This window comes from Rhizobium ecuadorense, assembly GCF_001187535.1.
Lineage (GTDB): Bacteria > Pseudomonadota > Alphaproteobacteria > Rhizobiales > Rhizobiaceae > Rhizobium > Rhizobium ecuadorense.
Genome location: NZ_LFIO01000207.1, coordinates 107690 through 119821 on the forward strand (window position 1 = coordinate 107690; position 12132 = coordinate 119821).

The following is a 12132-nucleotide window of genomic DNA, read 5'->3' on the forward strand; positions in this document are numbered from 1 at the left end:
AAAGCAAACCCACCTCGTCTCGCCTTCACGATCAGCATAAAACGATTGGAATGAAGGGTGTCGGAGGTGGGGCAATGATGCTGGGCGAGCAGGGATTTCTCAGGATCTCGATCGCGGCGACGGTCGTGGTCGCGACGCTCGGTGTGGTTTTCGGCATTCTTTCCGGATCGTTCTCCATCGCTTTCGACGGCGTTTATTCGCTGGCCGATGCGGCGATGACCGGGCTGGCGCTCTGGGTTTCCAGCCTGATCATAAAATCCACGCAGAGCGACGCGCAGTCGGGCAGGATCCGAAACCGCTTTACCATGGGCTTCTGGCATCTGGAGCCGATCGTGCTGATGCTCAATGGCTGCCTGCTGATAACCGTCGCCATCTATGCGCTGATCAGCGCGATCATCAGCATCCTGAACGGCGGCCACGAATTGCAGTTCGGCATGGCGGTCGCTTATTCCGCGGCGACCCTGCTTGTCTGCGCCGCCATGACTTTCCTTGGCATCCGGCTGAACGCCCGGATCAAATCCGATTTCGTCTCGCTCGACATCAAGGCCTGGATCATGTCCGGCGGCATCGCTTTCGCCCTGCTGATTGCATTTCTGATCGGCATGGCCGTGCAGGCGACGCCGGCCGCATGGGTTGCCAGCTATATGGACCCCGCGGTTCTGGCACTGGTCTGCCTCGTCATGATTCCACTTCCGATCGGCACCGTCTGGAAGGCCCTGAGCGAAATCCTGCTGATTGCGCCCGTCGACCTCCAGGAGCATGTCGACCGCATTGCCTCTGAGACGGTTCACCGCCTCGGTTTCCTCTCGCATCGCGCCTATGTTGCCCGGGTCGGCCGGGCAATGCAGATCGAACTCTATTTCATCGTGCCTGAAGGCCTTCCTCCAAAGACCGTGGAGGAATGGGACGCACTCAGGGACGAGATAGGCGATGCGATCGGAGACGAAAGCGCCAATCGCTGGCTGACGATTGCCTTCACGGCCGATGCGGAATGGGCCGAGTAGGCCGCCGTCGACATTCCCACTGATACCGAAATGCTTGACCTCGCGTTGATTGCAATCAACGACGGTGCGCCACCCGTCCTGTACGATCCCTCCAGCTGAGACGCGCGTCGCTGCAGAGCGCCACGGCCTTTGACTCTCGGTTTCTGGAGGAACGCATGGAATTCCAGATGGCATTTCCGATAGCCGTTATCGACGAGGATTTTGATGGCAAAAGCGCTGCCGGCCGCGGCATGCGCGATCTGGCTGATGCAATCGAAAAGGAAGGCTTCCGGATCGTCTCCGGCGTTTCCTACGAGGATGCGCGGCGCCTCGTGCATATCTTCAACACCGAATCCTGTTGGTTGGTGTCCGTCGATGGAGCCGAGGACAAGACCACGCGCTGGCAGGTGCTCGGAGAGGTTCTGGCAGCGAAGCGGCAGAGGAACGACCGCCTGCCGATTTTCCTGTTCGGCGACGACACGACTGCCGCAGACGTCCCGGCCACGGTGCTGCGCCACGCCAATGCCTTCTTCCGGCTGTTCGAAGATACGGCGGAATTCATGGCGCGCGCCATAGCGCAGGCCGCACGCAACTATCTCGACCGGCTGCCGCCGCCGATGTTCAAGGCGCTGATGGACTACACGCTCGAGGGCGCCTATTCCTGGCACACGCCCGGCCACGGGGGCGGTGTCGCGTTCCGCAAGAGCCCGGTCGGTCAGCTCTTTTATACTTTCTTCGGCGAAAACACGCTGCGATCCGACATTTCCGTGTCGGTCGGCAGCGTCGGTTCGCTGCTGGATCATGTCGGGCCGATCGCCGAGGGCGAGCGCAATGCCGCGCGCATCTTCGGCACGGACGAGACGCTGTTTGTCGTCGGCGGCACGTCGACGGCAAACAAGATCGTATGGCACGGCATGGTGGGGCGCGGCGATCTCGTACTCTGCGACCGCAACTGCCACAAATCGATCCTGCACTCGCTGATCATGACGGGCGCAACACCGATCTATCTGACGCCGTCGCGCAATGGGCTCGGCATCATCGGTCCGATCTCGAAGGACCAGTTCACGCCGGAGGCAATCGCACGCAAAATTGCCGCAAGCCCCTTTGCCGGGCAGACGAGCGGCAAGGTCCGGCTGATGGTCATCACCAACTCGACCTATGACGGGCTCTGCTACAATGTCGACGCCATCAAGCAGTCGCTGGGTGAGGCGGTCGAGGTGCTGCACTTCGACGAGGCCTGGTACGCCTATGCCAATTTCCATGAATTCTACGATGGGTTCCACGGAATCTCCTCGACGAAACCGGCGCGTTCGAAAAACGCCATCACCTTTGCCACGCATTCGACCCACAAGCTTCTGGCCGCGCTCTCGCAGGCATCGATGATCCATATCCAGCACGCCGAGAACAAGCGTCTCGACGTCACGCGATTCAACGAAGCCTTCATGATGCACACCTCGACCTCGCCGCAATACGGCATCATCGCCTCCTGCGATGTCGCCGCCGCGATGATGGAGCAGCCGGCGGGACGCGCGCTCGTGCAGGAGACGATCGATGAGGCTATCAGCTTCCGCCGGGCGATGAACGCGGTGAGAAAACAGACGGAAGCAAGCTGGTGGTTCGACGTCTGGGAACCGGCGGTTGCCGAACAGACGCCGAGCGACACCCATGCCGACTGGGTGCTGAAGCCGGATGATGCCTGGCATGGTTTTGCAGGCCTTGCCGAAAATCATGTCATGGTCGATCCGATAAAGGTCACCATCCTTTCGCCGGGCCTGTCGGCGGGTGGCATCATGCAGGAACAGGGGATTCCGGCGGCGGTCATCACGAAATTCCTCTCCTCCCGGCGGATCGAGATCGAAAAGACCGGGCTCTATTCCTTCCTGGTTCTCTTCTCGATGGGCATTACCCGCGGCAAGTGGAGCACGCTCGTCACCGAGCTCATCAATTTCAAGGATCTCTATGACGCCAATGCGCCGCTGACCCGGGCGCTGCCGGCGCTGGCGGCCGCGCATCCGGAAGCCTATGCCGGCATGGGACTGAAAGATCTCTGCGAAAAGATCCATGCGATCTATCGCAAGGACGAGGTGCCGAAGGCGCAGCGCGAGATGTACACGCTCCTGCCCGAGATAGCGCTGCGTCCCGCCGATGCCTATGACCGGTTGGTCAAGGGCAAGATCGAGAGCATCGAGATCGACAAGCTGATGAACCGCATCCTCGCCGTGATGATCGTTCCCTATCCGCCAGGGATCCCGCTGATCATGCCGGGCGAACGGATCACCCAGTCGACGAAGTCCATTCAGGACTACCTGCTTTACGCCAGGGATTTCGACCGCAAATTTCCCGGTTTCGAGACCGATATTCACGGCCTTCGTTTTGCCCCCGGCGATAGCGGTCGCCGCTACCTCGTCGACTGCATTGCAGAGGAGGCGCAAAAATGATCCCGCGCGATGTGAAGTCTCCAACGGTCGCCATACCCTTCCACAAGATGCTGAAAATCGTGGCGGTCATCGACCGCGACAATTCTCAGGCTCAGGAACTGGTGTCACAGATCGTCGACCAGGGCTTCGAGGTGGAACTGCGTGGCGACTATTCCGCCGATGTCTCAGAGGATGCCGATGTCGGCGCCTATATCGGCTCGGTCGAAGGCGGCCAGCTGTCGGCCGCGCGCAGCTTCCTTCGCTCGGTCAGGGATATCGGCTTCCGTACACCGATCTGGGCAATGGCCGATACGCTGACCATCAAGGATATGGACGTCGTCGAAATGGCCGGCGAGGTCGACGGCTTCGTTTACCTCGGTCAGCAGACACCGACCTTCTATGCCAAGCAGATCGTCTCCAGCGCGGTCAACTACGGCAAGTCACTGCTGCCGCCGTTCTTCGGCGGCATGATGGCCTATGACGGCGAGGCGAATATCGCCTTCGATTGCCCCGGACATCAGGGCGGCCAGTTCTATCGGAAATCGCCGGCCGGCCAGCTGTTCTTCAAATATTTCGGCGAGAGCATTTTCCGCAACGACCTCTGCAACGCGGATGTCGATCTCGGTGACCTGCTGATCCACGAAGGTCCAGCCGTCGAAGCGCAGAAACAGGCGGCGCGCATCTTCGGCGCAGACCGCACCTATTTCATTCTCAATGGAACAAGCACCTCCAACAAGGTGGTTGCCAATGCAGTGCTGCACAGCGGCGACCTCGTGCTCTTCGACCGCAACAATCATAAATCCCTGCATCAGGGCGCTCTTGTTCAGGCGGGCGCCATCCCGATCTATCTGCCGACGGCCCGCAATTCTTTCGGCATGATCGGGGCGGTGGACTGGGCGGCGTGGGATGAAAGCTGGCTGCGGCGAAGGATCGAGGAACATCCCCTTGTCGCCGACAAGAGCCGTGCGAAGGCAGACCGGCCCTTCCGTCTCGCCTGCATCCAGCTCGCAACCTATGACGGCACGATCTACAATGTGCGCCAGGTGATGGAGAAGATCGGCCATCTCTGCGACTACGTGCTCTGGGACGAGGCCTGGATCGGCTACAATGCCTTCCACCCGCTCTTCGAGGGCCACAGCCCGATGCGTCTCAAGGACCTGCGGGCCGACATGCCGGGCCTGTTTTCAACCCAGTCGGTGCACAAACAGGGCGCCGGTTTCTCGCAGGCCTCGCAAATCCACAAGCGGGACGAACATATCAGCGGCCAGCGTCGGTTCGTCGAACACAAGCGCTTCAATGAATCGCTGCTGATGCATGTCTCGACCTCTCCCTTCTATCCGCTGTTCGCCTCGCTCGATGTCAATGCCAAGGTGCATGAGGGCAAGGCCGGCGAGATGCTCTGGGACCGCTGCATCGAACTCGGGATCGAGGTGCGCAAGAAGTTGCGCGGTTTCGTCCGGCACTATGAGTCCAAGGCCGCAAGCGCCGAAGAGCAATGGTTCTTCGATCCCTTCGTGCCGGAGACCGTCACCGTTTCAGGGTCCAAACATACCGACGACCTCGAGGGCATGCGGTGGGAGGATATTCCGACGGATGTGCTCAAGCGCGAGCAGCAATGCTGGCGGTTCGATCCGCAGGCAAAGTGGCACGGCTATGCCGGGTATGCGCCGGGTTACACCATGGTCGATCCGAACAAGCTTGCGCTGCTGACACCCGGCATCGACCGCAAGACCGGCGGCTATCGCGAGTTCGGCATTCCGGCGACGGTTGTCGCCAACTATCTGCGGGAGCAGCGGGTCGTGCCGGAAAAATGCGATCTCAACAGCCTTCTCTTCCTGCTGACGCCGGCGGAAGATGAGAGCAAGCTGAATACGCTCGTCGCCAAGCTGGTCAAATTCAAGAACCTCTGGGATCGCGACGCGCCGCTGCAGGAAGTGCTGCCGACCGTATTTGCGGCCAACCGCGAGCGCTATGCCGGCTATACGGTGCGCCAGGTCTGCAACGAAATGCATTCCTTCTATCGCGATGCCGGCGTCAAGGAACTCCAGCGCCTCTGCTTCCGTTCCGAGAGCTTCCCGGAGCCGGCCATTGCTCCCAAGCAGGCCTATGAAGCGCTGGTCGCCAACAATGTCGACTATATACAGCTGACGCAGGTTGCCGGCCGCATTTCGGCAACGCTGGCGCTGATCTATCCGCCGGGTATCGGCGTGATCGTTCCCGGCGAACGCTGGGACGAGAGGGCGCGCCCGATGCGGGATTACTTCCTGGCCTTCGAAGAGTCTTTCAACCGGTTCCCGGGCTTCAACTACGAGGTCCAGGGTGTGTTCCAGGAAAGGATCGAGGGGCGGATTAAATTCCACACATATGTCGTGCGCGAGTAGACGCAGGGAGGGTTCGTCATGACCGATAACACGATGCATCTCGCGGCCGAGGCCACGGCCAAGAAAAAGATGAACCTGGTGCAGCTCACCTTCATCGTCGCCGTCAACATGATGGGGTCTGGTATCATCATGTTGCCCGCCAATATGGCCCAGGTCGGGGCGATCTCGCTGCTGTCATGGCTTGTGACGGCCATCGGTTCGATGGCGATCGCCTATGGCTTCGCCCAGGCCGGGCTGTTCAATCAGCGCCCCGGCGGCATGTCCGCCTATGCGGAGGATGCCTACGGCAAGGACGGCTACTTCATGGTATTCTTCCTGTATTTCCTGTCGCTTGCCGTCGGCAATGTCGCCATCGGCATCTCCGCCGTCGGCTACCTCGCCGGATTTTTCCCGGTGCTGACATCCACGCCCATCATGACCTGCATAGCGCTGATCATTCTGCTCTGGCTGACCACGGCCGCCAATTTCGGCGGTCCGCGCATTACCGGGCGCATCGGTTCGGTTACGGTCTGGGGCGTCATCCTTCCTGTCGGCCTGCTGTCGATCATCGGCTGGCTCTGGTTCAGCTCAAGCACTTTCGGCGATGCCTGGAATCCGAAAGGACTAACGCTCGCGCAGGGCATGGGATCGAGCATTTCGCTGACGCTTTGGGCTTTCCTCGGCATGGAGTCAGCGGCACAGAATTCGGATGCCGTCGAAAACCCCAAGCGTGACGTGCCGCTTGCCTGCATGTTCGGCACGCTCGGAGCGGCCGTCATCTACATCCTGTCGACGACGGTCATTCAGGGCATCGTGCCGAATGCCGATCTCGCCACCTCCACAGGGCCTTTCGCCTTGGCCTATGCCACGATGTTCAATCCGGCGATCGGTTCGATCGTCATGGCGCTGGCGGTGCTGGCCTGCCTCGGGTCGTTGCTGGGCTGGCAGTTCACCATCGCCCAGACGGCAAAGACTGCAGCTGAGGAGAAGATGTTTCCGTCGATATTTTCCCGGGTCAACGAGATGGGAGCACCGGTCAGCGGCATGATCATCCTCGGCATCGTGCAGACTGGGCTTGCCCTGATGACCATATCGCCGACCTTGAGCGAGCAGTTTTCCGCTCTCGTCAATCTCGCCGTGGTGACGAACGTGTTGCCCTATATCATCGCGCTCTCTTCCCTGTTCGTCATGATGAAGGCTGCCCGCGTGCCCCAGGCGAAATACCGGCTGAACGCCACTATCGCCTTGGTCGGCATGGCCTACAGCGTTTTCGCCATCTACGCCTCCGGCAAGGATGCGGTGCTCGGCGGCATGATCGTCACAGGGATCGGTTTCATCATTTACGGGCTCATCGCCCCACGTTTCGCCAACGGCGTGAACCGGGCGCCGGCCGAGTAATACAGGGAGGACCAGATATGTCAGAGAGAAATGGTCGCTGGGCGGCAATCGCCGCCTCTGTCCTTGCCGCAGCGGCCGTCTGCGCCGCCGCGCTGCCCGCGCAGGCGCAGACGCTCGACCGCGTCCGGACGAGCAGCGCGCTAAAATTCGGCTACGATCCGGACGCAAGGCCGTTTTCGTTCGATGCCCAAGGCAAGCCCGACGGCTATGCGGTGGCGCTCTGCAACAGGATCGCCGATAGCCTGAGAGCCCAGCTGAACCTGCCGAAGCTCGATGTGGAGTGGGTTCCCCTTTCGGGTGACGCCAAACTGCGTGCCATACAGGATGGCACGGCGGACCTTGTCTGCGCAGCGGAGCCGGTCACGCTCGAGCGCCGGCAGCAGGTCTCGTTCTCGCTGCCGATCTTCCCGAGCGGCACGGGGGCGCTGCTCAGTGCGAGCGCCCCCTTGGCATTGCGTGAGGTTCTGCAATATGGCGAACCATCGAGCCGGCCCGTCTGGCGCGGCGCGCCGGCCCGCACGATCCTCGAACACAAAACGTTCTCGTCGATCTCGGGCACGACAAGCGAAGGCTGGCTGTCCGACAAGATCAAGAGCTTCCAGCTCGCGGCGACGGCGACGCCCGTGACGAACTATCAACAGGGAATCGAGCGTGTTCTGGACGGCAGCTCGGCGGTGCTCTTCGGCGATATGCCGGTTCTGATGGATGCCGCCGCCCGCAGCGACAGCTCCGGCAATCTCATCGTCCTCGAGCGTCATTTCACCTACGAACCGCTCGGTCTTGAACTGGTGCGCGGGGACGAGGATTTTCGTCTGGCCGTCGATCGCGCATTGAGCCAAGCCTACGCTGCGCAAGATTTCCGGGTCTTCTTCACAACGTGGTTTGGCCCGCCTGACGATGCAGTCGTGACCTTCTTCCGGCAGACGGCGCTTCCGGAGTGACGCGACGCGCTTTCGGGAAAATGGGCAAGGCAGGGATCATCGGCGCCGGCCAGCAGCAGATCAGGCCCGCTGACATTGCGGCAACGGGCGAGGATAATCACAGGAGCGAAGCTTGAGCCTCCTTTTCAAAGAGATTCGCGACAGCCCGATATTATGGCTGCTGGCCGCCGTGCCGGTGGTGTTTTCAGCTGCGGTGCTTTTTCCCGAAGCCCATACGGCGCTTTTCGTCCTGTCGGTCTTGGCCATTGTGCCGCTGGCCGGGCTGCTCAGCCATGCGACCGAATCCGTTGCCGCCAAGACCGGTGATGCCGCAGGCGGGCTGCTGAACGCAACCCTTGGAAATCTGACCGAACTGGTGATCGCGCTGGCTGCACTGCAAGCCGGCGAATATACGCTGGTCAAGGCATCCATCGCCGGCGCGATCGTCACTAACACGCTGTTCATGCTCGGCGCTTCCTTTCTGCTGGGCGGCCTCAAATACCACACACAGGAATTCAACCGGGCGAGCGCCCGTATCCAAGCCGGCCTGCTTTTCCTGGCCACAATCGCACTTCTGATGCCGTCGACGCTTGGCGGATTGGATGCGACATCGGTCGCACCGGTCACCCAAAAGCTCAGCCTCAGCTTGGCCGTTCTGCTGATCATCGGATATGGGCTGGGGCTGTTGTTCACGCTTGGGACACATCGGGAATTTTTCTCTTCAGCCGAACATGCCGAGGCCGGTGAGGCGCCGTGGCCGCTTAACCTCGCCCTCGGCACGCTTGCCGGCGTCACCATCCTCGTGGCCTTGGTGAGCGAGATTTTCGTCGAATCCGTGCAGGAAGCGGCCGTCGCCTTTGGAATGACCCCGGCCTTTGTCGGCTTCATCGTCGTCGCACTGGTCGGCGCCGCCGCCGAAATGGCCTCGGCATTTTCCGGGGCGCGCAAGAACCGGCTCGATCTCAGCGTCGGCATCGCACTCGGGAGCGCGTCGCAGATCGCCTTGTTCGTCGCGCCCGTTCTCGTCTTGATGAGTTATGTCATCGGCCCGTCGCCGATGGATCTGCAATTCTGGCCGGGTGCTGTGACGATGATGTTTCTTGCGACGGTGACTGCGATGTTCGTCACCAACAGCGGGCGATCGGCATGGTTCGTCGGCGTCCTGGTGCTGATGGTCTATATGATCTTCGCCATAACGCTGTACGTCTTGCCTCCGGCAGTGCGATGACATCCCGCGTTGGAAAACAGGAGCCATCCGGCGGCGAGCCGCAAACTCAAAAAATGCGACGGCTGTTCTTCATCGCACTCGCAAAGCAGCTCCGTGTCATCTGGCCGATCCTTTCCGGCATCGTGTCGATCATGGTGGTATCCGGCCTGGCAATCTGGCGCATCGAGGATTGGCGGATCGATGAAGCGCTTTATTTCACCTTCGTGACGGGCCTTACCATCGGCTACGGCGACTTCACGCCCAAACATGTTTCGGCACGAATACTGGCTTTGCTCATCGGTTTTGCCGGGATTGTGCTGACCGGCGTCATTGCGGCCATCACGGTAAAAGCGCTGAACGCAACGGACCGAGACGGCGGCGGCTAGGCCCGTTACGTTGCGGACTTCGTGTGCCTTCAGTCTCCAATCCAAAAATTTATTCGTGATCTCCGGGAACGATCCGGTAGCCTGGCGACTTCGTATCCATTGCAGGAGTGCCTTGAATGCGGAGCTGACCCATGAGCCAAGAACGCGGCCGCAGAAAACTGATGTTGCGACTTCCCGATATCCGGCATCTGCTGGCGAGTATGACCAGTGAGGCACTCGCGGAGATGTTCGAATCCTATGATCTTGCTGTCGATGCGCTGGAGCGGTTCCGAAACAAGAGCCCGAGGGAGGATGGGCTGATCAGTGAATATGAACAGCTCTGCCGTGAAATCGAACAGGAGGTTGTCGTCTACTGCAGGAACCGGTGAGCCCTCCCGGCGGCGCCGGCTGCGACCGCTCCAAGGAGGGATCTCGCTCGCCTCGACAGAACCGTCATTGCGTCTGTTCGATACGTTCCGGTTGAGGCTCGAAACTCGCGGGGCGGTTATTTTCCGCTGCGTTCGAGACCGAAGGCCACGCCCAGGCTCTCAGCAACTCGTAGAAGACGCTGAGAACGACCGGCCCCAGAAACAGGCCCAGCAGGCCTTGCGACAGGGTGCCGCCGATCACGCCGATCAGGATCACCAGCATTGGCGTGGAGAGGCCGCGCGCCATCAAGATCGGTTTCAGTATGTTGTCGATGATCATGATGGGGATCGCGACGACGGTGAAAACCAATGCAATCGACGTGGGCCAGGAGAACCACGCCCAGAGAATGACAGGCAAGAGGACAAGTGCCGGCCCGAGCTGCATCAGGCAGAGGACAAACACAATAAAAGTCAAAGGCCCGCCGGCCGGAATGTCAAAAAGGGCAAAACACAATCCGCATAACAGCGCCTGCAGAAAGGCGACGCCTATGACGCCGCGCGATACGTTTCGCACCGTGGTGCCCGCCAGCCGGGCGAAGCCGACACCTTTTTCACCGGCGATCCGGCTTGCCAGTATCTGTACGGCTGCAGCCAGGGGTGCCGACCGGGTGAGAAATATGCCCGAAAGCACGATCGAAACGACAAAACTCAAGACACCGACGCCGATCGAGGCAAGTTTCGCGACAATAACGGCCGCAACCTCACGAATGGGCGCCTGAAACTTGATGATGGTGGCGGCCAGATCGCTTGCGATCTGATTCCAGGCGCCGTGGATCCGCTCACCGACGACAGGCCACTCCCGGATGGCGGCCGGCGCGGCGGGCAGGGTAAAATTCCCCTCCCGCAACGTGCCGATCAGCGCCTGCGCGGCGTCGGCAAAATTGACCGCGACAAGGGCGAGCGGCGCAATGATCAGGACGAGAGAAAAGACGACGATGACGACGGCTGCGATGACGGGCCTGTTGCCGATCAATCTGGAAAGTGCCTCGAATATCGGGAAAAGCGCGACCGCCAGAATGGCGGACCAGATGACGATCAGCGCAAAGGGAGCAATGAGGACCAGAGTCCAATAGGCGAAAAGCCCGATAATACCCAAGCGGACGAGATCGCTTATTCTCGCCTCTATCGAAATCTGCCCTGGCCCGGCTCCCTGTGCCGCCGTATCGCCTGCATTCTCCATCGTTGCATCCCGTCCGCCGCGTTTATGACGCCGTGTCCGGCACGACATGGCGGATGCTGCGGTCCTCCACGAAATCCGACGGCCGTTTCTGGCGTTTTCCGAGATCGGGCGCATCGAACTTCACCCGCTCATAGGGGATGGATTGCAGGATGTGCGAGATGCAGTTGACCCGGCCGCGTTTCTTGTCATCCGAGGGCACGACCCACCACGGCGCATGGTTGCTGTCGGTCATGCGCAGCATCTCGTCATAGACCCGCGTGTAGTCCCACCAGCGCTGATAGGATTCGACATCCATGGGGCTGAGCTTCCACTGTCGCACCGGGTCGTCGATCCGGCGTCTGAAACGACGTTCCTGTTCTTCCTCGCTGACCGTCAGGAAATATTTGAGCAGAATGACGCCGCTTTCGACGATCGCGGCCTCGAAGCGGGGCGCCAGCTCAAGAAAGCGCTGCGCTTTCTTTTCGCTGCAGAATCCCATGACGCGATCGACGCCGGCGCGGTTGTACCAGCTGCGGTCGAAGATGACGATTTCGCCGGCCGCCGGCAGATGAGCGATATAGCGCTGCATGTAGATCTGGGATTTTTCGCGGTCGGTCGGCGCCGGCAGCGCCACGACACGGAAGACCCGCGGGCTGACCTTTTCCGTTATGCGCTTGATCATGCCGCCTTTGCCGGCGGCGTCCCGTCCCTCGAAGATGATGACCACCCTCGCGCCGGCCTTCTTGATCCAGGCTTGCAAATGGGCCAATTCCACCTGCAGCCGCCCGATTTCCTTGTCGTAATCCCATGATTTCTTTTTTTTCTTATTGCCCTTTGCGACACGGTCTGCCGCTCCATCCGTCTGTGCGGGCTCGTAGTTCTCGTCCATTTCTCT

10 protein-coding genes are annotated in these 12132 nt (G+C 60.6%); 8 read left to right on the plus strand and 2 right to left on the minus strand.

Translation table 11 applies throughout. The features are described from left to right. Positions 1–77: 77 nt before the first annotated feature. The 8 genes from AF337_RS05270 (at position 78) to AF337_RS05305 (ending at position 10039) form a co-directional block, all read left to right on the plus strand. Positions 78–1004 carry a cation diffusion facilitator family transporter gene (locus AF337_RS05270; RefSeq protein ID WP_049731355.1) on the plus strand — a complete coding sequence of 309 codons (927 nt, stop codon included), beginning with the start codon at positions 78–80 and terminating at the stop codon, positions 1002–1004. Positions 1005–1159: 155 nt separating this feature from the next. Beyond that, positions 1160–3421, plus strand: coding sequence for an Orn/Lys/Arg family decarboxylase (locus AF337_RS05275; RefSeq protein ID WP_049731290.1), 2262 nt, complete (start codon positions 1160–1162; stop codon positions 3419–3421). Continuing rightward, positions 3418–5781 carry an ornithine decarboxylase gene (speC, locus tag AF337_RS05280; RefSeq protein ID WP_049731291.1) on the plus strand — a complete coding sequence of 788 codons (2364 nt, stop codon included), beginning with the start codon at positions 3418–3420 and terminating at the stop codon, positions 5779–5781. The genes AF337_RS05275 and speC overlap by 4 nt, the downstream gene beginning before the upstream one ends. Before the next feature lie 18 nt (positions 5782–5799). Then, positions 5800–7158 (plus strand): putrescine-ornithine antiporter, encoded by a 1359-nt coding sequence (potE, locus tag AF337_RS05285; RefSeq protein WP_049731292.1) that lies wholly within the window; start codon positions 5800–5802, stop codon positions 7156–7158. A 17-nt stretch (positions 7159–7175) separates the two neighbouring features. Further along, on the plus strand, positions 7176–8099 hold the full coding sequence (locus AF337_RS05290; protein ID WP_082336750.1) for an amino acid ABC transporter substrate-binding protein: 924 nt from the start codon (positions 7176–7178) through the stop codon (positions 8097–8099). A gap of 112 nt (positions 8100–8211) precedes the next feature. Further along, on the plus strand, positions 8212–9306 hold the full coding sequence (gene cax / locus AF337_RS05295) for a calcium/proton exchanger (RefSeq protein WP_049731293.1): 1095 nt from the start codon (positions 8212–8214) through the stop codon (positions 9304–9306). A 53-nt stretch (positions 9307–9359) separates the two neighbouring features. Next, positions 9360–9671 carry a potassium channel family protein gene (locus AF337_RS05300; RefSeq protein ID WP_193393574.1) on the plus strand — a complete coding sequence of 104 codons (312 nt, stop codon included), beginning with the start codon at positions 9360–9362 and terminating at the stop codon, positions 9669–9671. A gap of 131 nt (positions 9672–9802) precedes the next feature. Then, complete coding sequence (locus AF337_RS05305) at positions 9803–10039, plus strand: hypothetical protein (protein ID WP_049731295.1); 237 nt, start codon at positions 9803–9805, stop codon at positions 10037–10039. A gap of 64 nt (positions 10040–10103) precedes the next feature. On the opposite strand, the gene AF337_RS05310 is transcribed toward AF337_RS05305, so the two are convergent. Together AF337_RS05310 and ppk2 are read right to left on the minus strand one after the other, a co-directional pair. After that, positions 10104–11258: an AI-2E family transporter gene (locus AF337_RS05310; protein ID WP_049731296.1), complete on the minus strand. Its 1155-nt coding sequence runs from the start codon at positions 11256–11258 to the stop codon at positions 10104–10106. Positions 11259–11280: 22 nt separating this feature from the next. After that, positions 11281–12126, minus strand: coding sequence for a polyphosphate kinase 2 (gene ppk2 / locus AF337_RS05315; RefSeq protein WP_049731297.1), 846 nt, complete (start codon positions 12124–12126; stop codon positions 11281–11283). Positions 12127–12132 lie beyond the last annotated feature (6 nt).